26 protein-coding genes are annotated in these 22,368 nt (G+C 46.5%); 19 read left to right on the top strand and 7 right to left on the bottom strand.

The window, feature by feature from the left end:
- Positions 1 to 54 precede the first annotated feature (54 nt).
- The gene (locus tag IPL83_02515) at positions 55 to 825 is read left to right on the top strand and encodes a hypothetical protein (protein ID MBK9038028.1); all 771 of its coding nucleotides are present in this window, start codon (positions 55 to 57) and stop codon (positions 823 to 825) included.
- Here IPL83_02515 and IPL83_02510 read toward each other — a convergent pair.
- The 4 genes from IPL83_02510 to IPL83_02495 all read right to left on the bottom strand — a co-directional run bounded on the left by IPL83_02510 (position 822) and on the right by IPL83_02495 (position 5,007).
- Positions 822 to 3,044, bottom strand: coding sequence for a hypothetical protein (locus tag IPL83_02510; protein MBK9038027.1), 2,223 nt, complete (start codon positions 3,042 to 3,044; stop codon positions 822 to 824). The genes IPL83_02515 and IPL83_02510 overlap by 4 nt on opposite strands.
- Positions 3,045 to 3,049: 5 nt before the next feature.
- Complete coding sequence (locus IPL83_02505; GenBank protein ID MBK9038026.1) at positions 3,050 to 3,973, bottom strand: hypothetical protein; 924 nt, start codon at positions 3,971 to 3,973, stop codon at positions 3,050 to 3,052.
- Positions 3,974 to 4,217: 244 nt separating this feature from the next.
- Positions 4,218 to 4,430, bottom strand: a complete 213-nt coding sequence (locus IPL83_02500) for a hypothetical protein (GenBank protein ID MBK9038025.1) — start codon at positions 4,428 to 4,430, stop codon at positions 4,218 to 4,220.
- Between the two features lie 61 nt (positions 4,431 to 4,491).
- The gene (locus IPL83_02495; protein ID MBK9038024.1) at positions 4,492 to 5,007 is read right to left on the bottom strand and encodes a hypothetical protein; all 516 of its coding nucleotides are present in this window, start codon (positions 5,005 to 5,007) and stop codon (positions 4,492 to 4,494) included.
- 172 nt (positions 5,008 to 5,179) lie between these two features.
- On the opposite strand from IPL83_02495, the gene IPL83_02490 reads away from it, so the two are divergent.
- The 5 genes from IPL83_02490 to IPL83_02470 all read left to right on the top strand — a co-directional run bounded on the left by IPL83_02490 (position 5,180) and on the right by IPL83_02470 (position 8,616).
- Entirely contained in the window at positions 5,180 to 5,683 is a 504-nt protein-coding gene (locus IPL83_02490; GenBank protein ID MBK9038023.1) for a helix-turn-helix transcriptional regulator, read from the top strand.
- Positions 5,680 to 6,261: a hypothetical protein gene (locus tag IPL83_02485; protein ID MBK9038022.1), complete on the top strand. Its 582-nt coding sequence runs from the start codon at positions 5,680 to 5,682 to the stop codon at positions 6,259 to 6,261. Before IPL83_02490 ends, IPL83_02485 begins: the two co-directional genes overlap by 4 nt.
- 89 nt (positions 6,262 to 6,350) lie before the next feature.
- On the top strand, positions 6,351 to 6,974 hold the full coding sequence (locus IPL83_02480; GenBank protein ID MBK9038021.1) for a hypothetical protein: 624 nt from the start codon (positions 6,351 to 6,353) through the stop codon (positions 6,972 to 6,974).
- A 24-nt stretch (positions 6,975 to 6,998) separates the two neighbouring features.
- Positions 6,999 to 7,763: a hypothetical protein gene (locus IPL83_02475; GenBank protein ID MBK9038020.1), complete on the top strand. Its 765-nt coding sequence runs from the start codon at positions 6,999 to 7,001 to the stop codon at positions 7,761 to 7,763.
- Positions 7,750 to 8,616 carry a hypothetical protein gene (locus IPL83_02470; protein MBK9038019.1) on the top strand — a complete coding sequence of 289 codons (867 nt, stop codon included), beginning with the start codon at positions 7,750 to 7,752 and terminating at the stop codon, positions 8,614 to 8,616. The genes IPL83_02475 and IPL83_02470 overlap by 14 nt, the downstream gene beginning before the upstream one ends.
- Here IPL83_02470 and IPL83_02465 read toward each other — a convergent pair.
- Positions 8,602 to 9,102 carry a hypothetical protein gene (locus tag IPL83_02465; protein MBK9038018.1) on the bottom strand — a complete coding sequence of 167 codons (501 nt, stop codon included), beginning with the start codon at positions 9,100 to 9,102 and terminating at the stop codon, positions 8,602 to 8,604. The genes IPL83_02470 and IPL83_02465 overlap by 15 nt on opposite strands.
- 114 nt (positions 9,103 to 9,216) lie before the next feature.
- Positions 9,217 to 9,840: a recombinase family protein gene (locus tag IPL83_02460; GenBank protein ID MBK9038017.1), complete on the bottom strand. Its 624-nt coding sequence runs from the start codon at positions 9,838 to 9,840 to the stop codon at positions 9,217 to 9,219.
- Between the two features lie 140 nt (positions 9,841 to 9,980).
- Between IPL83_02460 and IPL83_02455 the strand changes: the two genes are divergently transcribed.
- The 7 genes from IPL83_02455 (at position 9,981) to IPL83_02425 (ending at position 16,743) form a co-directional block, all read left to right on the top strand.
- On the top strand, positions 9,981 to 11,207 hold the full coding sequence (locus tag IPL83_02455) for a hypothetical protein (GenBank protein ID MBK9038016.1): 1,227 nt from the start codon (positions 9,981 to 9,983) through the stop codon (positions 11,205 to 11,207).
- Positions 11,208 to 11,304: 97 nt separating this feature from the next.
- Positions 11,305 to 11,589 (top strand): hypothetical protein, encoded by a 285-nt coding sequence (locus IPL83_02450; GenBank protein ID MBK9038015.1) that lies wholly within the window; start codon positions 11,305 to 11,307, stop codon positions 11,587 to 11,589.
- 50 nt (positions 11,590 to 11,639) lie between these two features.
- Positions 11,640 to 12,569, top strand: coding sequence for a hypothetical protein (locus IPL83_02445; protein MBK9038014.1), 930 nt, complete (start codon positions 11,640 to 11,642; stop codon positions 12,567 to 12,569).
- Positions 12,566 to 13,960, top strand: a complete 1,395-nt coding sequence (locus IPL83_02440) for a hypothetical protein (GenBank protein MBK9038013.1) — start codon at positions 12,566 to 12,568, stop codon at positions 13,958 to 13,960. The genes IPL83_02445 and IPL83_02440 overlap by 4 nt, the downstream gene beginning before the upstream one ends.
- Before the next feature lie 307 nt (positions 13,961 to 14,267).
- Positions 14,268 to 14,933: a hypothetical protein gene (locus IPL83_02435; GenBank protein MBK9038012.1), complete on the top strand. Its 666-nt coding sequence runs from the start codon at positions 14,268 to 14,270 to the stop codon at positions 14,931 to 14,933.
- A 90-nt stretch (positions 14,934 to 15,023) separates the two neighbouring features.
- A complete protein-coding gene (locus IPL83_02430) occupies positions 15,024 to 15,362 on the top strand; it encodes a hypothetical protein (GenBank protein MBK9038011.1) in 339 nt (112 codons plus the stop codon).
- 91 nt (positions 15,363 to 15,453) lie between these two features.
- A complete protein-coding gene (locus IPL83_02425; GenBank protein ID MBK9038010.1) occupies positions 15,454 to 16,743 on the top strand; it encodes a tyrosine-type recombinase/integrase in 1,290 nt (429 codons plus the stop codon).
- Between the two features lie 42 nt (positions 16,744 to 16,785).
- Here the strand turns inward: IPL83_02425 and IPL83_02420 are convergent, their stop codons facing one another.
- Complete coding sequence (locus IPL83_02420) at positions 16,786 to 17,937, bottom strand: IS4 family transposase (GenBank protein ID MBK9038009.1); 1,152 nt, start codon at positions 17,935 to 17,937, stop codon at positions 16,786 to 16,788.
- Positions 17,938 to 18,179: 242 nt separating this feature from the next.
- Between IPL83_02420 and IPL83_02415 the strand changes: the two genes are divergently transcribed.
- The 6 genes from IPL83_02415 (at position 18,180) to IPL83_02390 (ending at position 21,575) form a co-directional block, all read left to right on the top strand.
- Positions 18,180 to 18,515 (top strand): hypothetical protein, encoded by a 336-nt coding sequence (locus IPL83_02415; protein MBK9038008.1) that lies wholly within the window; start codon positions 18,180 to 18,182, stop codon positions 18,513 to 18,515.
- 33 nt (positions 18,516 to 18,548) lie between these two features.
- Entirely contained in the window at positions 18,549 to 19,064 is a 516-nt protein-coding gene (locus IPL83_02410) for a response regulator transcription factor (GenBank protein MBK9038007.1), read from the top strand.
- Positions 19,065 to 19,235, top strand: a complete 171-nt coding sequence (locus IPL83_02405) for a winged helix-turn-helix domain-containing protein (GenBank protein MBK9038006.1) — start codon at positions 19,065 to 19,067, stop codon at positions 19,233 to 19,235.
- Positions 19,225 to 20,307 (top strand): hypothetical protein, encoded by a 1,083-nt coding sequence (locus IPL83_02400; GenBank protein ID MBK9038005.1) that lies wholly within the window; start codon positions 19,225 to 19,227, stop codon positions 20,305 to 20,307. Before IPL83_02405 ends, IPL83_02400 begins: the two co-directional genes overlap by 11 nt.
- Positions 20,308 to 20,467: 160 nt before the next feature.
- Positions 20,468 to 20,890 carry a hypothetical protein gene (locus IPL83_02395; GenBank protein MBK9038004.1) on the top strand — a complete coding sequence of 141 codons (423 nt, stop codon included), beginning with the start codon at positions 20,468 to 20,470 and terminating at the stop codon, positions 20,888 to 20,890.
- The gene (locus IPL83_02390) at positions 20,808 to 21,575 is read left to right on the top strand and encodes a transposase (GenBank protein ID MBK9038003.1); all 768 of its coding nucleotides are present in this window, start codon (positions 20,808 to 20,810) and stop codon (positions 21,573 to 21,575) included. Before IPL83_02395 ends, IPL83_02390 begins: the two co-directional genes overlap by 83 nt.
- The last annotated feature ends 793 nt before the right edge of the window (positions 21,576 to 22,368 follow it).

Below are 22,368 nucleotides of genomic sequence, written 5' to 3'. Positions count from 1 at the left end.
CATTGTCGAAACTCGATAAATGCTTCGGAAGTTGTATTTGAACAAATCGGCATTTTGAGTTCATTGGGTCTTTCTCAGGTCCTCTGGGGTCTGGCCGCAAAAAGCCAGACGCATTTGGATAATGCAAAGGCCATTTCTGAATCGTTGAAGAATGTTATTTCAAATAACGGTATTTCAGGATCGCCGTGTTTCGACGAATTGACGACTGATCTCTCACTCGCAGCGTTCTTTTTATACATTTGTGGTGAGAACACTTTTCTTAAAGACTGGTTCTTCAAGCTCGTACAACGCTTCTCGTATTCTTACTGCGTGATGAACAAGGGATTTCCAATCAGTTCCGATTCGATAGAAACGCTTGTTGAATTCGAGAAAGAAAAAGGCCAAACGAAAGAGGAGATGTCTTCAACCTCAACATTATTGGCGCTTGTTGGTTACTGGTGCGTAATACTCGAAGATGAAGAGTTGTATCTGCAACTCGTAGACTTCATTGAAACCAAATTGCCTCACTGTACAGTGCAAATGTGGTTTCCAAGAGTCGGAATCAAAGATCACTTTTTTAAAGGAACCGTCTCCCACGAGTTCGGAATTGCTGAGGCACCCATTCATTTTCCAAAAGATCTCGCGGAATTGCGACAGCGCCTGATTAAGTTCATCGGATTCGCAAAGCAATCGGATGAATTCGAAACTGACTGGAACGAGTCACCTCCGGCCATCGAGCTCATCGCCTCTCGGCACTTTCGAACTCCCGTCGTTCCATTTTTTTGGTTGAATCACGTAGCGGAACAAAAGGAGCCAGCAGCTGTATCTCCCTATTTGGTCACCTAGGGGCTAAAAAAATGAAGCTCAGGACGGTAATGGAGACTGCTGAATTGGCCAGATATACTCTGTATCCGCTGCTGATTCCACGGAGACGCAGATACAGAGCAAAAGATATCGGCTCTTACTTGCTTGCAAAAACGCACATAACTTTGGAGCTGATTGCCGTTCAATGCACCGTTTACTTTACACTCGCCAATCACAAACTTCCCATCGAGGTTGGCAATAAGATCCACCTCCATAATGACTTTGTTTTGGGCGTCGAGGATCTCAATCTCGGTTTCGGCTTCTAAGTACCATTTCGCAGTCTTTTTCAGAGAATCAATTCCAAGAATCGTCAACTCACTTGTGTTGTCGAATAAGCCGTAAATCAGAGGGTTCAGGCCGTACAAGAACCTTGGTTCAATCGCGCCCATTGTTTTGAGATTTCTTTTCCACTTCGCGGAGCATCTGTCGCACGTAAATTGTCTGCTATATTCTTCCTCAGAATAAAAATCTGCCCAGCCGCATCTCTGGCATACGAGGCGCTCGCCCCTAAGGATGATCCCCTTTTCAATCCACGAATCCACCTTTTCTTCATTCAGGTCGGCAAGTGCTGGGGTGAACGCACCGGCTATCGGATGACTAAAGTAGAACTTTTGTGCCAGCTCGAGCCCAGAGGAGTTCAGTAAGCCAATTGAGTTCCGCTGTTGGGCCCGCGTTTTCTTGTCCATGCGGAATACTTCAAAAATTCGCTTAGTATCACGCCTAAAAAAATCATCGCTAAAATTTTCAGTGGAACCCCACAGATCAAGAACTGAACTCACATTCAGCGTTTTGATTGTTTTTCTTGGTCGCAAACTGAACTTGCTGAGAATAGAAGTGAAGTCGTCAAAAATTGAAGGTTTGATCAACTTCGGGCCGTGCTGAACGCTGTCTATATCTTGACTGCCGTAAATGAGGTGCTGGACAGAATTGAACGAGACTCCGCCATCGCATGAACGTCGAATATCTCCGGTTAAAATAGCCCGTGGGTTCTTCCAAGCCGCCGTAGGTGCATCAGTCAACGGGTGTGAAAGATAGGAGTAAGAGTCTGAAACTAAAACCGACATGAACTTGGCGGTTGTAGCCGTCGGCTTGAAGTGTTTTGGTCCAACAATTGGAACTCTTTGTACCGATTTCTTTTCCTCGAAGATCAGGGACGACTCTGTAGAGTTATTGATCTCGGCCAACTCTTTCCAGTTAGCTAAATCATCGAAGTCACTGAAATACCGAAAGCGGCCATTGCGAAACCCCGAATACGTTTGACCAATCCATCCGAGGACGCCATTTACAAGAGTTTCAACCTGAGCTTGAGGTAAAGAGGCCGAGATCACATAAGCGTCATCTTGCCTGGAATCGTCGCTTAAAATATGATGAAGAAGATGCTCGAAGTCTCCGGGGAAACCAGTTTGGTTGGCTGCGAGCATACTGGGCTTGATCCAAAATACTCCGTCATAAAGATATTTGAGAGAAGTAAACAATGCCCAATCCGCCGTCGAATCACCGATGACTACAAAGTACGGTAAGAAATAATCCACCTGCGGCCCTGCCGCCCAACGTCCCCCAAGAAATTCTAAGGAGTGCAATAGCGGACTTGCAGAGAAGTTATTTCCGAATCGGCTGTAGGCGATTTCTCTTGCGGACTGTTCGATTTGTTGTGGAGTGATTTGAGCTTGATTGACAATAATTTTTTGCCCCGCACAGTTCGCGGAATGACGCCCGAATCGTCCAAATTGAGAGAAAAACCAGATGTCGTGATCAGCACTGCCGGTCAGTGGAAATTCATCTAAGGTCAGGGTACTAATCGAGGCCCCAATAACATCCTCGATTTTCATTCCGTGAAATCCACGATGAATCATGTTTGGAGTAGTGACTGTTTGGGCATTGAATTGAAACCACTCTGTTTTTGAACTTGTGTGACTCAGAATCGTATCCAATAGCGTATTGGGGAAATTCCCAATGCTCACTACGAAGTCAGGGTCATATTTTTTCAGAAGTCTCAACCACCGATCAAAATCTGGATGAGCGTCACCTTGTGGGAAAATTGGGAAGAAAAACTGGTTTGCACCTGACCAGTGACTCGAAGTCCATGGCAAAATGTGATCCAAGATGAAGGGAGTCGGAAGGTCGTGTGGAACTAGAAATACATTTCTGAGTGGACGAAGAAATGCATAGAAATCATTGGCGCTGAGCGACTGCTGAGACATGAGAACTAGCCTCCGACTTCATCAAACGCTTGCCTGATAAATTTCTTCGCCTCTTCGAGATCAGTCTCTGAACGAATGATATATTCGAAATTCCCTGTACCATAGTGACCAATTTCGCTTACATCGCGGGCATTCTCTGGCATTGGTGAGAAGTCTTTCGGATTGAGCTTGAGAAATAGGGTGACCTTGTTCTTGCCTGTTTGCAGGCAAGTGAAATTTTGAGCCGTTTTATAGGCAACATAGAATTTCTTCGGAGCTTCCTCGATCGCGGCGTCGATTGAAAGAATGTATTCGCGAAGGTCATGAACCCATTCCACAACTTCTTTGTCTAGGTTTTCGATATGCTCTTCAAAAGTGTAAATTCCATTGGCGCGTGAAATTGCTGCTTTTTTTCCCGCTTCGACAGAGACTGGATTTTTACCTTCTCCATTCGAAAAGGAACTTTTTCGAAAGACTTCCTCAAGGTAGAACGTACCATTTTCAAATAATTTATATTGCCAGAGTTCGATATTGGCGCCCATCGCTTTCACGGCATGAAGATCATACTTTTTATACCCTGGTGCTATGCAAATGACTCTGATTTCTGACCAATCTACTTCCACACCTTTTCCTAGCGTCCGCTCTGTGACTACTTGAAAGTCGCCTCTGTGATCTTGCATCCAAGATAAATAGAAAAGACTTTGATTGATTAAATCCGAGGACTCTTCTTTTTTGTATTCGATAATCACGGGATTGCTGTCTTCAGAAAGAGCTAAAGTATCTATTCGTCCAGCATGCTCAGTCCCAGTTGGGAACTCAGACGCAACAAAACGACAACTGAAAACGGCATCAAGGTTCTTCTCAACGAGTGCCTGAAGATCTTTCTCCAATTTGAAGTTTATGAGCTTTACTGACTCAAGGCTTTTGCCTTTGACGTTGAAAATGGGCATCGCTGCAAATTCCTCCAGAGCAACCTTTCGACATTCCTTCGGATTCTCTGGAGACTAGATCCACCTTTGCGCCTGTCAGCACCACACTTTTAACCCTCTTTTTTGAGCGCAATATACAAAGGTCCAGTGGATTTTGCGCCTAATTTCAAGCGGTACGAATCTTTAGAGTATCCGGGCAACCCCCGGCCTTTCTAACCCTTAGGAGCTTTTCGCAAGTTGAACGATTTGTTTGATTGAGTGCCGTCTATGATTTGTGGCTTTCGGCCATGACCCGTCGGACTTCGCTCATTAAAAATTCTCTGCCTTCGTCATCAAGGTCATCGAAGGTGACTACACAGTCGCCCACAATGTTGACCGTCTGTATGACAGGACCTCCATTTTCGATCGTCGCGAACACCTCACATTCGGTGTGTTCGTCGATGAAAGTGGTGAAGCGGATTTCTTTGCCCTTTTGCATGATTAAATAATCACCAGGCTTGCGAAAAAATGCTCAGAAAATTTAATTTGCGGCGCTTGATTTACTTGGCATTAGGTACAAGCGAGAGTCGACAGGAATCGCCAACAATGCGGAAATCGAACAGCGAGAGAAGTTCGGCGCCAATGAGCGCCTTAACTCCTGCTGTTCCAGAAACGGCTACAGTTGTCTGTATTGGAATACCACCGATCGTCAGTAGAATCTTGTACGTCGGCGCATCGAGCGACCCACCATTAACAGTGTTGACGCCGAAAGATCCGATGTATGAAGCCTCATCAAGGCTAATCTGATCTGCAACGAAGGCCGGGATCACCACTGAAAACTGACAGCCGGTATCAATGACAAACTCAACCCCGCGAATTTCTTTTCCGTTCGAGGTGTTTTTCAAATTTCCATCGACGGTAAATGTCCTCGCCGCGCGAATAGGACATTGTAGAGGTGAGCTCGTTTGTCCGTGCACCTCGGCAACAATGGTTTTCTTCGGTGGTGGTTGGGCGGGCCCTTTCTTCGGGGTTAGGGCATTCACTGATCGCATCGCTTTCAACATCGCTTTGTGCATAGAGTTCTCCTTGGTAAAAGATTGGCGTCACGAAACGAGTCGTGAACTGATATTGAAATTTATCGTGTTTTAAAAAATCCCAAAAAATTTATCCTTTTTGATTCAACTCTGGGCATTTTTAAATTTGGGCGTTCCGAAATAGCCCCAACTAGAAATGTAACGGAGGTTTTAGGTGACGGGTTCTCGTCTGCGTCCAGCAGCAGGACAAAAATCGAAAGACATGAACCCAGCATCTACTGAGGCTCCCGCCGAGGCTTTGCCTATGGGGATGATCGAGATCCCGATCAATGTGAGCGGCTTCTCGCACGCGACTCCCCAAGAGAACACAATTGGTTCAAGCTTGGATAACATGCACCACAAACTTCACCTGGTGCTTCGAGATCTTTTGAAAAAGAATGGTCAATCGGCCCGAAAAGCTGCGAAGGCCTGTGGAGTTCCACTTTCTACCTTCAATGGATACTTGAAGCCCGACAGGCATCAGATTGACCCGAATCACCTTCTTGCGATGGCCAAGTATTTCGGCGTTAGTTTGGATTACCTTCTTAGCGGTCACCAATCGAATCCTAAAATTGATTCTCTTCCAACAAAAAAACTATTTAGCCGTTGGGTTAAGCTCACAATTGAAGGTGTCGCGGACGAGGACGACTTTGATTTCCTCAAGGGCGGTAAGAAGTGAACATACACTTTGCTACCTCGATCATTTTTTTCGTTGGCTGCTTCTCATTTGCGAACGACAAATCAAGTCCAAAGCCAGAGCAATTCCAAAAAACGATTGGCTATTATGGAATAAATCTTGGGCTCGAAAAGAGTCAGCTTCATGCCACATTGGAAAAACTGGGCATCCACCACTTAGGACAAGAGGAACACCTCAAGGTACTAAATCAGGGCAAGCTTGCTTCGGTCATTTTTCAATACAAAGACATTTGTGCGGATGATCCCAAAGACCTTGGAAAAGGTTATGAGCTAGTGATCTGCACATTCACTTCAGAGAAGGCCAAAGCGCAAAAAACAAAAGGGATGGCTCTGGTTTTTGCTGGTTCGAAGCTCTTTCGCATTGAGGTCAATCTCACTGAAAAGACGACCAAGGAACTTGATCAGTTGATGAAAGAGGCGACTGCGCGTGAAAAAGAAAAATTGAACGCCATTGGGAAAAGCAATTTGCTGTTTTCATTTTTCCATTCCTCTACTCACAGAAGGCCGACCCAGCTTCGCAACGCATTTTTCAAAAGGGTCAGCAGGTATTCTCGATCGTGACTGAGACTGCTGCCACCTACGCTGTTCTTTTAGAGCCCACAGTTCTGTTTGACCATCAAAATAAAAAATAAAATCACAAGGAGATTCTCATGAAATCGATATTTCAAATTGGCTTGCTGCTAGCAGCTTTTTCGGTGGGATGCTCATCCACCAACTCAAAGAAGATTGCAGAGATTCAAGGCAATGTTGGCGAGGAACGAGTACTTTCAAGAATCGACGAACTTTCATCGCGGCCAGCTTGGCTAAAAGAGTCCGAGCCTTTCCGAGTTGAAAGTGGCAAGGTTTACTCGATGGGCATGACTTCGCTTCCTGTCGATGACCGTGTTGAAGCTGGTTTTCGAATTGCTGAGAACAATGGGAAAGCTGCGATCTCCAGTGCTATAGAGCAACGCCTCGATTTCGTTTTTCAGAATGCTGAGGAAGGTACAGCAATGAGTAGCACGCAAGCTCGCTACATCGGCGCCGAGGCAAGCAAGCTCACCACCAATAGTCTACGACCAAGCAAAAGATATTGGGAAAAGGTCGCCACCACTCAAGAAAATGGTCAGGTCGGCGTTCAGTACCGCATTTTCGCTCTCGTCGAAATGCCCGAAAACGATTTCAAGGCTGCCATCGTCGATGCTATTCGTAAAAGTAAAGGCAAAGCCGGCATTACTACGGAGTTCGCAGAGAAAGTCGACAAACATTGGGACCAATTCGTTGGTGGAAAATAGTCAACTGTCCCAAGGACAATCAAGATGAATAGCTTCACTACGGCGGTCTGCATTTTGTTTTCAATTGCTGCTGCGGCGACGCCGCCCGATTGGACTCGTCAGAATGGAATCCAGCAAAGGGCGTCGATTCTGACCGTGGTCACCAATGGTATCGGTCCATCTTTGGATCTTGCAAGACGTTCAGCAATCGACCAAGCAAAGGGAACGGCTGCAGAGCAAATAAACGGATCTGCAAATATTCGTAGTATGAGTATTGAAACTGAGAAAACAGCAAGTTTCCACTCCGAGGTGTCGAGCACCAAAAATGTTGAAGGCCTCATTTGCAACCCACTGAATGAATACAACGAGGAAAAGGAAGGCGTTTATACGGTTTGGCTAAAATGCTCTTTCGACACTAAAAAGATACGCGTTCAAGTAATCAATGAAACCGAAGTACCGCAGGGAAATAAAAATTCTGTGGCAAGCGACGAAAGCTCAGTGAAAAGCATAGAAGTTGTCGATCGTAGTGCACCATCTTCGGGTCCTACAGCTAGCAAAATTTCGTATGGTGAAAATCGACATTTCTTGCTCTCAGTTGTTCCTTCTTGCGAATCGATTTTAGTCAGGGGCAAGCAAAGTAGAACCATTCATTGCAAAGGCAATCCTGTCACAGTTTTGGTTTTGCCTACAGACACCGAGATAATCATTCGCGGTCCCTCTGGCTTTGCGCCCAAACATTTGAAAGTGCATGGAAAGCAGTCTGGTAGCGAATCAATCGAAACCATGGAGGTCTACCTTGAAAAAATGTAGAATGCTCTTTTTGTCATTATGCGTTCCGTTTTTTGTGGGGTGCACGACTGAACCTGTCCGCGAGGCTCCAAGTATTCCGCGTTCAGCCAAACTGCCGGAGCCACATTTGATTCCTAATACAGTTTACGTGGGGATTTCATCAATAATCGAATCTGGTTCATCCAGAATTGACCAAGTTGAAAAAGTCAGAAGTAGCTTGTGCACTGGAGTAAGCCCGCGATTGTCGATAAAACGAACTTTTACATATCGGCCTCCGACTACTACCGGCTTAGCTATAGACGAAGCTCTTCAGTGGCGTACCCTTCATTCGAAGGGTGCCCGACATTTCCTAAAAAATGAATTCTTCTATTACTCGGGCCAATCATACCGTGGAGTCAGTCAACCCGAAAATCTGGAAGAACCGCTAGCTGTGGATCAACTTGATAATGTCGACCGAGAAGCCTATGAGCTTAGAAACTTTGTAAATGGGCCTAGCCTACTTTTGAAAACGTACGCCGCACGCTTTTTGAAGCCACTATATTTTCATGAAGGTGGATATGCTGACATGCAGTTCTTGTTTCAAAAATTTACGTTCCGTGTCCCTCTTGAAGTGGTAATCAAATTCGAACAAATAAACCCCACACCAAATATCAAGCTGCCGGCGGCTAACCACTACTTTGGCTATGATCGCGACATATTTTCTCCGAAGCTGGCAATGGATCACCAGGATTTCATTTGGAGATGGATCGCTAAAAATTCCACTTCAATCGCCGAGGCTGCAACAGAAAATGGAGACATCCGATTCGTTACGGAAATGAATTTGGAATTCTTTTGCAAATATTCAGTTCCGGTCACGGAGCTAAGAAGCCGCTGAGTCAGAGCGTCTCTGTTCGCGTGGTTGCTGCTTGGCGAGCTTCCTCCGATGACGTGTCGCCGACTTTTTTTCTTCATATTTTTGAGTTTTCGCAGCAACCCGAAATTTCTTTTTCATTTGCAATGACATCCAAATTCCAAGAGGAATTCCCAAAAGGGACAGATAGACATGATTCTTAATTATAATAGCGTCAATGATGGAGTATGGAACAAGTACCACCGAAAGAATCCAAGACAGTCTCAATAATTCTTGTCGCAAGAATGTCCGTCGCGATTTCGGGTAGCTATAAGCCTGGCGCACAACCCAAACCAGATAGAGAGGAACTGCGGCGATCACGAAAAAAACCAAAATGATCGGCAATGCAATTGCGAGCCCAGCACCGGAATGATTTCGATAATGCGACCGCGTGGGAAAAAAGTCCCATGATTGTCGATTCACTTTCTGGATTTGCACCCGTATGCGCTCTTCTTCCGCTGACCTTTTCACAAAACCATTCTTTGACCATCTCATGACGGTATAGATCGGAGAAACTTGAAGGGAACTTCACGTTCTTCAGTGTTCCGAAAACGACCGATTTCGGGACAGTCGTTTTCAAAACTATCACCATTGAAATCGTTGCGTTTTTTGCGGCTGATTTTTAGGGGTTTTCGGAACGGTCTGAAGTGCCCGAGAAATCGAACCTCGACTTACGCCCAGCTCCTTTTGAATCGCCGTGTAGCTTCGACCCTGGGCTCGCAATTCTTGAATTTTAGCGTCGTCTCTAGTTTTTGGTCGCCCAAGTATTTTCCCAGATCGACGAGCGTGTTCAAGACCGAGCATCGTTCGTTCAATCAAAAGACCTTTTTCAAACTCTGCGAGTGAACCAAGGATCTGCGCAAGAAGCCGTCCTGCTGGTGTGGTGTAGTCGATGTTGTCTTTCGTCGCCACGAATTGAATGTTGATAGCTTGCCATTCTTCAAGAGTGGCAACCAAGTGCCTGAGACTTCGAAACAGGCGATCCATTTTCACAACTACAACAACATCAACTTTGCGTTCGCGAACTAGAGACAACAACTCCTTGAGTCCCGGTCGCACATCTGTTGCGCCACTGAATCCGTGATCGACAATTTCATGGGCGATAGTCCAGCCGCGAGCTTCGCAATAGCGCCTTAGTTCGTGGACTTGAACGTCAGGATTTTGATTGTGGTGGGACGTGGACACTCGGGAATATGTTGCGACTTTCATCTGGACCTCCATACCAAAAGATTATCGCCAGTTTTGGAACGAAAAGCACAAAGTTTTGCATATCTATTAACTGTTTGAAAACAAACAAAAACACACGTCTCGAATTTCAAGAGATTACTAAAATTTGCCGACAAAATGAGGTGGGCAGAACTAAGAAAAAACAAACAACCGAAGATCGTGTTTACAACTACATAAAAAAATATGTTCGCTGCCGAGATATTCACTTAAAGCCCGGCGAGTATTCTACGGACTATAATGAAGTGATCCGCAATACGCGTACTCAGTCAGAGCTAGCAAAAGATCTAGGTCTGGCGAAATCATCTGTAGCTCGAGCAATAGGTGAACTCTCACTTGATGAGAAAGTCCTGGTATATAGATTCCGCAAGAATGGTGTCTACATTCCAAAAGACGATTATGACCCTGACGTTCATGTTTCATCAGTCGCGCGCGTTGCATATAAATCAGACCACGAAAAATATATCGGCGAGCGGATACTAGAAACTGTAAGCGGAAGTCTACTGGCATCTCGAGATATTCTTCAGCATCTGTCAATTTCATTTAAGTCACCAAAACTTGACGACCATGAGCTACGCCTTCATTTTTCTGTTGGCAGTGCGCTTCTAACTTTCACTGTTGGCAAAGGGGTTTTTGGGAAAAGTGGAGGTCTGCCAGTCACTGTCTTCCTTTCCCAACACAGTCCCCTTGATGTGTCTTCTAATAACTTTGTTCCGACGGCAGATCATGTTCGCGCCTTTGGAAATCAGCTAATCATTTTACGTCTTCCGAATCAGTCTCTTCTGCTTCCATCTAAGTCCGGATACGGTCAATCATTTGAAGGCCGTTGTATACCGGCCTTTGGCAACATAGCTCTGACATTTTATCCCACGGGCAATGATGTTTGGGTTACTCAGTTGCTAGGGCTTTGGAGTCCCACATACGCAAAATTGACTGACCAGCATCTCTTGTCACGGACTGAAGTCGACGAGAATGATAGAGCAAAAAATATCGGACCAGATATTCTCAACTTGGAACGCTGGAGCCGACAAGGCCGAATCTGGCCAGAACCGCTTTCTAAAATTTCTCGTGGTCAGCCGCCTAAACTCAAAGAATTTTTTCCGCGTGAAGATCAGTCGCGCTATACTGGGGGGCATTCTCTGCCAACGATTGGCTCTAAGAAACTTCAGACTCCTAGGATATTTGATCTTGATGCTTGGCTAGATGTGAGTCGGATCGTATGCGGATATTCTGAGCCAGCTACGAAGTCTCAAATCGAAACGTTTAAATCCGAAATGGACGCGAGGACGTGGTCCTGTCAAACTCCATGTGTCTTGGGCTTCCGCCATTTCCACTTAGCAGTCACTCGTTAAATAAAAACTGTCGTCACCGTCCAACCCTTTAGGACGTCGAATTTCTATCCTAGTTTCAGGCAACGCAATCACGCATGCCTGAAACTAGGAGGATTTGATGCACACATATCGTTACGCTTGGCCAAAGCAGGATGGCACGCAAGGGACGCGCGAGACGTGTTCCGCAGAAGACATGCTGAAATTTATCAGCAATGGCGACAAGGATCGGACTCTCTACGCAGAAACTCAGGGTACGTTCTTGTACATGGACATGAGCCAGGGCCTTTGGGTACGGCTGACTTTTGCAGGAGTCATTCGGCATTTCTTGGAGGAGATTGAAGCCCAGAGAAGTATCGAAGACGATGTTCGATCGATAAAACAGTCCGAGCAAGAGAGCGCCTAACAACCTGCGGGGGCGCTTCGTTCGCCCCCTTTTCTTTTGAAAGGGAAATTATGAAAAAACAAAATTGTCAGGATGAACTTCAGAGTCTGTTGAATTTAATGTTCGATGAAGGAGAAACTGTGTGTTCCTCTCCCACAGTTTACGCGACTCCATCGAAAAACCAGTCCGAGGTATCAACCGATGATGCCTTTGTCTGCATCAACCCAATCAGCGGGTTTAGACGTGTTGCAGATGTAACTGCATTTCGGTCGTTTCTGATTGAAATCGACCCAAAGAATTGGGATCAGGTCGAAGAGCATCGGCGGACGCAGCTTCTTGAACACCAAAAGGCGTACGTCAAAAACTCCGACCTTCCCTACAGCGCAAGTATTTTTAGCGGAAACAAGAGTTTTCATTTTCTCATTGTTTTGAGTGAACCTTTCCGTACCCATGAAGAATACAAGCTTCACTTCCAATGGCTGGCCAATATCCTTACTGAAGTAGACGCCCAAACGGGAAACGCCATTGTAGGAGTACGAGTACCAGGACACGTCAGACATGAGACTGAAAAGCTGCAGCGTCTCGATACGATTAAAGACCGTGTGACGCGAGAAGAATTTTTGGTCTTTCTGCAAAGGCACCCCGAAGCACGTCCACGAGAACGTAAGGTCTCGCCGAACATTGAGAGACGAACACCTGACTACCCAGTTTTTGTCCCACGAGAGGGAGAATATGGCCGTCTTAGTCAGCGAACTTCATTCTTTCTGCAAGCAGGAGCCCAACAGGGTGTGTGGCATCGTGAGTTCACACTGGCTGTCAAAGATTTGAAGGCCCAGAACTATACGATCGAAGAGGCTGAAGCCTTGCTAACAGGCATCGATGGATTTCTTGACGAAAAGAGCGTCAAGCAACTCCGATACGGCTATGAAAGCTTCGATTGGGAAATGAGTTTTCGACCGTTCGAAAATGAGTGCGATAGCAGTAAAGGGGGTGAATCATGAGAGCCGAAGTTAAACAGCTCATCGAAAGCCTTATGCCAAATGGATACGACCGCTGCAGGGCAATCAGCAGGATTTCATTGGAATTCGAGATGACTTCGGAAGAAAAATCCTACTTCGATACGACCTTTATTAAAACTACCGTTGGAGATGACAAATTGTCTGGTAGCCGCAAAGTTCGGGTTGTGCAGGAAACGCTCGCTGAGCGTTGGGCCGGAAAATATCTCGTCTATCGAGATAGAGTTGGCAATGCCACTTATCTAAAGCGCAACGCAGTCGATAACACCGTGGCCGAAGTGTCCTTGGACGAACTTCAGAGGCAGGCGGCACTCGTCTTCACAGGAACCATTCTTGATTGCCATCCGACGGAGACCAAAGAACGAGCTATGGGATGGGTCGAGCGCACAGAGCCAATCACGGAACTTCCTCCTAGTTTCGCTTGGAAGAACCATCGAGGTCTAACATTTAACCGATTCGACTTTGAGGTTGCAGATCTTCCAACGCCACTTTTTGAAGACTTTCTTTCCAGGCTCGAAACAAATCGTGAAGCATTCATGGCGTTCGTTTGGAGCCTCTTTGTTCCCTCCGATCACGGACAGCAATACCTCTGGATTTTTGGAGAAGGACAAGACGGCAAAGGCGCCATGATAAGACTACTCAGTCGCCTGCTGAACGATGCTTTTGTTGCGTTGGATGCTAAGGATAGGTATTGGCTTGCGAGCTGTGTCGGTAAAAGGCTTGGCGCTTTCAACGACATGGTTGATGTCACATTCCCCATGCGTAGCCAATTCAAACAGGTTACCGGCCAAGATCCCGTTAATGTTGAGCAGAAGTACAAAAGGTCATACAGCACGGTGCTGGACACGAAGTTCATTTTCACCACCAACAAGGAACTTCACATCACGACACAAACGTCTGATCTTCGTAGGTGTATCTACGTCAAAATGACTAAGAATCCTAGCTCTCCCCGAAAAGGATACGAGGATGATTTGTGGGAAGAGCGCGCCGGAATTCTGCACAAGTGCAAGTCTGCTTACGAGAAGATGATGCAGGAACACGGCGCCATTGTTGTAGACCAAGATGCTGCAAAAGAAGTCGGCGAACAAGCTGAGCTCAAATTTCAGGTCATGTTCAATCAGAAATTGAAAGCCGATGAGACGTCATGGGTCTCGCGAGTGGCACTGCGAAGACATCTCACCGACAAACACGGAGTCATGTTGTCGAATCAAGACTACAGCGAGTTTAAAGAATGGATGAAACGAACGCACGACGTGTCTGAGAGGAAGATCGTCGACAATGGACAACAGCTAAAGATCTATCAGGGAGTTGCATTGGTCACTGAAACCCACGGAGTGGTTGTCGAAGGAGGTCCAATCAAGCGCAACGTAAAATGAGTCCGCAATGTCGTCCGGACATTCCCGGATGCTCCAGTTCCGTCTGGCCCTCGAAATCACCAAGCAATTTCAACAAGTAGAGCCGAGGGCCAGACAGACCGGAGAAGATCAAAAAACTTTCTAGAAAATTTAGTCAAAAAGTTAGCGCCAAAAATATACGGCCCGTCCGGCCAGGAAATCTCAACTTGAGACAGGAACAAAGAGAAAACAAAGGAATCATAAGTTGGCGTCCAACTCTCTTGGACGCTCCTCCGGAAGAATGGAATCAAGCAAGGCAACAAAGCCAAGCGAAACCAAGGAGGATCAGATGGATACCAAGTACACATGTCTCACAGGCAGCTCTAGCACTTCGATAAAGAGCTCAAAAAAGAAAATGAGAATCGCGGACCTCAGCAAGCACCGCTACTTCCGTGAACCATGGGCTCTAACATTTGCTGGTGGTGCTGATTTTGAGGAGCGTCGCCCTCGTGTTACCAGCAAGGACCCGGTGCCTGAGTTTTTGGGCGTCAGTCGTATCGCTATCTCGCGAGAGGTGCGCGCCCTCGTTCGCTTCATTCGCTTCTCCGGTGGGCTTGAGTCTTTCGTCAGCCAGCAGGCCTGGCTTGCGAAGGGCATGGGTAAGGTTCCCGCCGGAATCGACCCAGTCGCTTTTGTAAGGCATCGCTTGGACTACTTGCTGTACTTGACTCACATGACTGGTGCCGGTGCAGCCAAGCGTCGGCTCAGACAGATTGTTGGCCGTCCTTCGCGCTACTTACTACCTATTCTTCAGCGCTCGCCCGAGAACGTGGCTTCACTTCGCAAGTTGAAACGCGCTCCGAAAGTCGAGACTGTCGCCCAGTATCTCACTCGAGGCGGCTCGATCAAGGTTTACTCCGCGCCACAAGTGTACCTGGACAAGGATGGATGGGCCCATGGAAGGGTCCGACTCATCCGCGAGATCGTGGCTGGCCAGGTTCAGATAGCAGCCTAATTAACGAATTGGCATGGGCGTCCAACATCTTTGGACGCTCCTCAGAAAGAATGAATTTCACTGGCAATAACGCCAGCTAAGGGAGGAACAATGAAAGCAAAAAACGTAAACAAGGCCAGCAAAGCCAACACAAGAAAAGTACCGCCGAAGTTGGTGAAAGTTGCTGCTCACATGATCGATAGGCTCAGCGGAGAAAGAGGTTTGATCAACTTGCACCTCAGACCTGGCATCGGCCCAATAGCGCGAGCGGTAAGGAAGACGCTCCCTCGGAAAGGCGTTTCTCGCGATCAGATTGAACTTGCGGTTATCGCAGCATTTGAACAGCTGATGCGTCGGGAGATTTCGGAATTCCTCTCTGACGACCGGGGCTACTTTGCATACTTGGGTGAGTGCACACTTCATCAATACGCCAAACGGCGCAAAGACTAGAACATTTTTTGAGCCTTTTAGTTGGAAACTGGTGATTATCCGCGCGGCGGTCCCGATGGGCAGGACCGCTGCACTAAACAAGGAGTATGTCATGCGATGGGAGAAGCGAAAGGACCGATACGGGAAGCCATACTACAGCTTCCTCCAATGGGACCCCATCGCCCGCAAGAACCTGCGTCTTAAGCGGTCCGAAGTACCTGCCACAATCATGACTGACTCAGCGGCGACAGACTTCTGCCGCCTACGCGAAGCCGAAGACGAGGCATCGAAGTTTCGCATTCAGCGCAAGCTTGCCTGGAATAAGAAATTCTATGACTTCGAGAAGTTACTCGAAATTTTCGAAACAGAATCGAAAGTTCGCGCGCCCAACTCATGGCAGGCGCCGGTCTACTATCTAAAGCAATACGCCTTGGACTTTTTTCTGAACCACAAGCAGTGTAACAATTTGAACAACTGGCCCCTCTTCTTTGAGGAGTTTCGCGATTGGTTGATGACAGTCGACACAGGCAAGCGCACGAAAAGCGATGGCCTCGCCTACAGCAGTCGCAATAGCGTGATTGGGGCAGTGAACCTGTTTCTCGATGTCATGGCGAGAAAGGGCAAGTGCGAGCTACCTCCGAAGTGCCGTAAGTTCCCTCGTCATTTGATGAACCGTCGGACTGCCGAGGATGTCATCTCAGACGACGAGGCCAAGATCATACTCCAGTGCCTAAGTGACCTTGACGAGAGTGGGCTTGCTGCGGATTTTTTTCTCGTGCTCATGCACACGGGGCTTCGACTCGGTGAAGGGCTTGGACTCTCGCTGGCTGATTTTTCGCCAGGTATGCCAGAGGTTGCTCTCATTAAAGGGGCCGTCCAGAGACACGGATTGAAGTGCTTCGGCTACATTGCGCTGGAATCGCAATTGGCATCCACGATCCATCCAAGAAAATCCGACGGCACGGTTCCGAGAAAACCACTCAAGGGTCGCAAACGCATCGACGCTAAAGGCAGTCGCACAATTCCGGTTCTCGACAGTGAGGCCTTCAATGCGCTTGCGCGTAGATTCAACGATCAGTCCGAGCTGCTTGAGAGCAAAAAATTTGGTATCTCCAAGAGCGACTACCTTCTTTTCGATGGTCTCGAGAAAAATCGTTTTTCTCGCTTGCTTCGCGAAGCTTACGAAGGCACGTCGTTCAAACACAAGTCGCCACACTGCGCGCGACATACATTTGCCACGAACCTGGCAGGCATCACACAAGCTGACACAGGGTTCTGTCGCCTTGTCCTCGGCCACAAAGACGAAGATACCACGCTAGGCTATGTTCATTTGTTCGAGCAGATCAACCGGCAGGCTCGCGCCAAGGTTCTGGTGAAGTCGAAGATTGCACTGGTCGACTAACTAGCTTTTTGTATCAGATATCACTGCTGTCCGGCTTAAATTCTAAAACAGAGAAAGCTGTAACCCAGGCGGATGTCTGGTTACACGAGGCAGATCGCCCAGAAGCCGCTTTAGTGGCTCTTTTAAAAGTAACAACGTCCCAATTACCGCCATAGCATCGGGAATGGAGATGCTCGACTTGGTTGCGAAGCGAAGCATTTGCACGAGTACAAATGCAATTAAGGCAACGAGAATCTGGGCCTTTACAGCATTGACGGTAGTTCCAAGGAATTTTTTGATCCTCAAATGCTGCTTCAAAGTTTTGAAGAAAAGTTCCACTTTCCAACGGGACTTATAGAGATCACAGATGGTCTGCACGGCCAAATCAAACCGATTCGTTAGAAATGTCAAACGCTTGCCCGTGTCCGGGTCCTTGTATGTGATACGCCTGAGCTTCCCCTTGTAGCGCTGGCCGACTTGGCTTTTTAGGTAGATGACTTGATCGCAAATGTGGCCTCGTATCCGGTTCGTAGGGCGACTCTCCACAGCCTTGAACTTAAGGTTGGACTTGCTACGAGAAACAAAAAAGACATCAGTTTGGTTAAGCTCATTCATCCAAGCAAAATCAATATAGCCTCGATCAAAAACCACAGTTGATTTTGGAGGAAATGAGATCTCCTCGCGAATGGCCCTTATGTCGTGAGCTCGCCCCTCAGTGATGACCGCGAACTGAGGTATGTCATTGGCAACATCAATAGCAGTATGAAGCTTTGCAGCCCCTTTATCGTGGTGAAACAAGGCCCATGGACATAGGTTCAAACAAAGCTCGATGGTTGTTGAGTCTAGGGCAAAGACCTCTCCTTTAAAGCGAAACCCTGTTTTGTTGGGAGCAACTTGGTAGGCTCGACCTAAACAATACTGAAATAGATCTTCAAGAACTTCTATTGGCCTCGCCCTGTTGGCGTCGGCAAGAGTGCTCTTGCGAACGGGGCCAAATCCCATTTTTGCCATCTTGTTATCACTAGTTGCGAAAACCCTCTCGATGGCCCGAATGGAGTCGTGTCCGGTTAATTCGCCGAAAAGAAGGGATCCAAACCAAGTCCAGCAGTCCAAGGTGCGAACGCCCTTGTCGCCCTCATTCTTATATACGATCGACTGGAACTCAGTTCGTGGAATTAACTTGATAACTTGTTCAAAAACGGTAGGTTGTGCCATGGCTTGATCTCCGGGAGTACTTGGACAGGATTTGTGTGGTTACGATCCCTTCAAATACCCTAGAATCAGGCCTTTTTCAATTTTATGCTAAGCTCCGAACCGGACATCAGTGATCAGATATAGGACCTCAGTCGAGATCTAAAAAAGACTTAAACCTCCACATTCAATACAACATTTTAACTTATTCTGACTTCACAGTAGAAATAAATCTACCGGAGTAACCTTTAACAAGGAGTCAATTTATGAAGAGTTTATTCTTAGCAACCACAGCAATTATCGTTTTGGCCTCCACCAATTCTTTTGCCAAAAAGGCAGAACGTACCGAAGCCGAGCGCACAGCCATGTCCCAGTGTCGCCAGGCTAACCCACGGCCTGAGCGTCCCGAGCGAGGTACGCGTCCTACGGAAGAGCAACGGGCTGCGGGTGACGCCCATAGAGCCGCAATGAAGACTTGTATGGCAAATGCGGGATTTGATTTGCCCGATCGACCACCAGGACATAAAGGTCGTCACCACGACAAAATGCAAAGTGGTGAGGCCGAAAGTGATTACCATGGAAACTCTGATGTGTCACAATAGTGCAATGTTCGTGAAAATTTGAGACTATAAATTATGACACGCCTTTTACTCGTTGAAGATGACCACCAAATCGCAAAAGCCCTAGGAATCAACCTAGGGCTTAGCGGCTATTCAGTTTCAGTTGCTCATACAGTGGCGGATGCGCTTAGCAAGGTCGCCAATGAAGAGTTTCAAGTATTTCTTTTAGATATCAATTTGCCCGATGGAAATGGCATTGATCTGTGTCATGAAATTCGTGCCCTTGGAAATGAAAAACCAGTCCTGTTTTTAAGCGCAAAAACTGATGAAGAAACAGTCGTCAAAGCGATGAACATCGGAGCTGAAGACTACATTCGTAAACCTTTCGGTGTTGAAGAACTAAAAGCTCGCATCGCTCGTGCTTTGCGGGCTCAGCCATTGCCACGAAATATAGTGAAAGCTGGCCCTATCACGATGGATTTGGCACGAAGACAAGTTCTCATCAATGGTGAAATATTAAATCTCAGTCGACGTGAATTCGATATTCTCACAATACTCGCTCAAAAAATCTGGAGACGTCATAACTCGTGAATCTATCCTATCCTTCTTGGAGCAAGATCTGAAGTATTTGACCGGACGATTGATTCGCACATTAGTCATCTCAGAAGTAAATTAAAAGTCCTTTTAAAGGATTCACTTCAAATTAGTTGCGTTTATGGAGTTGGCTACAGACTAGATTGGAAAAATCAAAGTGAAAAATAACACCTATTTTCGCTTTGTTGCTTTTAGCACTTTTGCTGCAATTTTACTCTCTGTAGTCACTTTGCTCTTTATGAATCGCCTTTCGTCGGTTTCCTCGACTGTAGATCGCGATCGCTTTTTGGTTCTCTATGCCGAGTCGATTGAAGAGCTCATAGCGGGCAGGGTTGATCTAACTAAAATTGAAAATCCGTTGATGCGACCCCCGCCACGGCCGGGACATAAGCCGCCGATAGGGACCCCTCCATTTGAAAATGACGACCGTCCTCCTCGCCATGATTTCAATTCACCGGACCGTCCGCCTCGAAGACCTTTTAAGCGACCAGAATTTTGGTTGGTTGATGAAATCGGGGCTGAGCTTTTTAGCTCTCAAGGCACACCACTTCCTGTTGCCCTGAAAGACCTTCCAAGGCCGGAAACTATCCATGAGGTTTTAGAAAAGGCAGATTTTTTTAGACTGCGATCAGGATTTCAAATTGTTAGATTGGATCACCCTACGCCACTGTTCCTGATCGCCAAAGATCCAGAGCGACCTTCCATTCTTCAGCTATTCGCAACTCAACTGATCGTCATTTTTTTAACTGTCACTCTTGCATTTTTGACCTCTGTTTTCTTTTTATTTGTTTACTTAAGAAAAAATGCCGAGAAAGCTCGTTCTGTGTTACGTAGTCTTGGTCAGGGCGATTTGACTGTACGATTTAAGCTTAAAAAATTTGATGAGTTCGGTGGATTGTTAGGCGAGTTCAATCAGATGGCCGATAAAATCCAACACCTTGTTCAGCAAGTTCACCATACAGAACAAACGCGAAAAAACTTATTGCAAGAGCTCGGACATGATTTACGTACTCCCTTATCCGCCTTAAGAACGGCTTCTGAAACCTTAAAATTACACAATAGCGCCCTCAACGAACAAGAGCGAATTGATTTACTCAATATGATTGAGCAAGAAACCATTTACTTCGGGGAGCTGCTAGAAAATCTCTTAGAAGTCGCGTCCCTAGACGAACCACAATTTAATGCCAATTCAACTTGTATTGATCTAGCTAAAATCCGGAGAAATCTCAAATCTAGTTGAAAGTTGAGGGCACCAGCCTTTCGTGGAATGATTCCACTATCTTACAAAAGAAAGGCACCCTCATGAAAAGAAGTACCAGACAGAGAAAGCAATCCGCAAATCAAATTCAGCAGCTGTTGGGCGAAGACAATTTTGCATTGAAAGTTGCTCAGACAATCCGTTGGGGAAAAGCATCGATCGACTCACTGAATCACGAAATAGGACGGATGTTGGTGGAGTCGATCCTGCTGATGGATCGGAAAATATAGCAGGTCCCGATTACGCGCCGACAGGGGATATTTATAAGTGGGCCTCCCAGCGAGGGTCTGCGTTTATAGGTGACCAGAAAGTGGCGGTCATGGTGCCGCGACTTCGCGGCACTCGGGGTGAGGTCACTCTTCCCAGCTATGCAAAGCTCAGAGAACGTGGTCAGTTCTCAGAGGAGCTGCTGACGAAGATGATGTCAGGCTTATCGGCGCGCCGCTATAGCGAAACTGTACAAGACGCCGCACGCGTTTGGAGTGTCGCCATCGTCGGTCTCACGCCACTTTGTCGAGGCCACAAGCAAACAGTTGAAACAATTTTTAGAGCGAGATCTCTCTGAATTTGATCCCTTTGCCATCATGCTGGACAGCGTTCATCGCGGAGGAGTTGCATTTATCACCGCGCTTGGAATTTCAGTTGCGGGAAAGAAAATGGTGTTGGGCTACTGGGAAGGCGCCACGGAGAATAGCGACATTTGCAATGAATTATTGGCGGATCTTGAACATCGCAATCTCAACTTGACCGCACGGGTGCTATTTGTAACTGACGGAGGCAAAGGTCTTATTAAGACTCTTCGCAACAAGTTCGGAAAGAAACTCATCCATCAACGTTGCACAATTCACAAGGATCACAATCTACAAAAGCACCTCGCCAAGAAATACCGCAAGCGGATCCATCAACAATACGTGGCGGCTCTTGGGCATGGGAAATATGAAGACGCCAAGGCGGCACTGGAGACTTTGGAGCAGGAATTGATGCTAATCAATAGCTCAGCTGCGATGTCTCTCAGAGAGGCCCTTCCAGAGCTTTTAACCTTGCATATTTTGAACGTGCATAAGGATCTTTATAAAGCTCTTCATACAACAAATGGAATCGAGAATCTATTCTCGTCGGTTCGTCATCGAGAACACAACATCAAGAATTATAACCCAGAATACAGAGGGGAAGCGGCGAAAAGGAAAACTCTCGCAACGCTGGTTGGCGGCCGTGTTCCTGAAAGCGGAGGAAAAACTTCCGTACGGTGAAGGGATACATGCACATCAAAACTGTGATCGCAAGAATTGAAAAATTGCAAATGGAAACCGTTGACAAAAAAATAGGAAAGGCAGCATAGTCAGACACGATTTCACGAAAGCGGTTCCAGATTTTCAACTAAAAATGAGACATCTCCTAAAATCCTGAATCAACAAGTTCATCGAAAGCAAGTCTCGTCTAAAAAGAATTGGTCAGTAGCGATCGGAAAAAATTTACCGCAAGAAGTGCAAATCCAAGGTAACCTCAATTTGGTAGAGAGGCTCATTTCAAATGGCCTCAATAATGCAGAAAAATTTGCCGTTCAAAATATAGAGGTTAAACTTAAAGTAGAAAATGAAACGATTGTGATTCAAATTACAGATGACGGACCCGGCCTTAGTGAGTCTCAACTCAGGGGTTTGGTACTCGTAAACCTTTTCAAAATCGAAATATGCAAAATGGTCACCCAAATTCTTTGGGTTTAGGCTCGGTCATCATGAAGTCAATTGCTGAAATTCACAACGGAAGTGTCTGTATTGAGAATCAATCTTTCGAAGGGGAAATTGTTGGTGCATGTCTCACGATCTCACTTCCGGTTGCTTGAGAATTCCTCTCAGTGAGAGAATTTCTTATAGAAAATGTGCGCTTTCCTTCTTCTGACCCGTCGGGGAAAATGGATTGCTGGAAACTTTATTCCGCACTCCAAACCGGTGGAGCCTGTGGTCCCAGAAGAATTGACTGATAGCCTTTGCATAATTGTTTAAAAAGTATACCCTGATGCTTTAAAACTCGAAATGATATTGG

The organism is Bdellovibrionales bacterium (assembly GCA_016716765.1).
Lineage (GTDB): Bacteria > Bdellovibrionota > Bdellovibrionia > Bdellovibrionales > UBA1609 > JADJVA01.
This window is presented reverse-complemented; position numbering and strand designations above follow the sequence as displayed.

Excerpts from the sequence above, each read along its gene's own strand:
- IPL83_02510 (MBK9038027.1), bottom strand. The coding sequence starts at position 3,044 with ATGTCTCAGCAGTCGCTCAGCGCCAATGATTTCTATGCATTTCTTCGT.
- IPL83_02505 (MBK9038026.1), bottom strand. The coding sequence starts at position 3,973 with ATGCCCATTTTCAACGTCAAAGGCAAAAGCCTTGAGTCAGTAAAGCTC.
- IPL83_02500 (MBK9038025.1), bottom strand. The coding sequence starts at position 4,430 with ATGCAAAAGGGCAAAGAAATCCGCTTCACCACTTTCATCGACGAACAC.
- IPL83_02495 (MBK9038024.1), bottom strand. The coding sequence starts at position 5,007 with ATGCACAAAGCGATGTTGAAAGCGATGCGATCAGTGAATGCCCTAACC.
- IPL83_02480 (MBK9038021.1), top strand. The coding sequence starts at position 6,351 with ATGAAATCGATATTTCAAATTGGCTTGCTGCTAGCAGCTTTTTCGGTG.
- IPL83_02475 (MBK9038020.1), top strand. The coding sequence starts at position 6,999 with ATGAATAGCTTCACTACGGCGGTCTGCATTTTGTTTTCAATTGCTGCT.
- IPL83_02460 (MBK9038017.1), bottom strand. The coding sequence starts at position 9,840 with ATGAAAGTCGCAACATATTCCCGAGTGTCCACGTCCCACCACAATCAA.
- IPL83_02450 (MBK9038015.1), top strand. The coding sequence starts at position 11,305 with ATGCACACATATCGTTACGCTTGGCCAAAGCAGGATGGCACGCAAGGG.
- IPL83_02445 (MBK9038014.1), top strand. The coding sequence starts at position 11,640 with ATGAAAAAACAAAATTGTCAGGATGAACTTCAGAGTCTGTTGAATTTA.
- IPL83_02440 (MBK9038013.1), top strand. The coding sequence starts at position 12,566 with ATGAGAGCCGAAGTTAAACAGCTCATCGAAAGCCTTATGCCAAATGGA.
- IPL83_02435 (MBK9038012.1), top strand. The coding sequence starts at position 14,268 with ATGGATACCAAGTACACATGTCTCACAGGCAGCTCTAGCACTTCGATA.
- IPL83_02430 (MBK9038011.1), top strand. The coding sequence starts at position 15,024 with ATGAAAGCAAAAAACGTAAACAAGGCCAGCAAAGCCAACACAAGAAAA.
- IPL83_02425 (MBK9038010.1), top strand. The coding sequence starts at position 15,454 with ATGCGATGGGAGAAGCGAAAGGACCGATACGGGAAGCCATACTACAGC.
- IPL83_02420 (MBK9038009.1), bottom strand. The coding sequence starts at position 17,937 with ATGGCACAACCTACCGTTTTTGAACAAGTTATCAAGTTAATTCCACGA.
- IPL83_02415 (MBK9038008.1), top strand. The coding sequence starts at position 18,180 with ATGAAGAGTTTATTCTTAGCAACCACAGCAATTATCGTTTTGGCCTCC.
- IPL83_02410 (MBK9038007.1), top strand. The coding sequence starts at position 18,549 with ATGACACGCCTTTTACTCGTTGAAGATGACCACCAAATCGCAAAAGCC.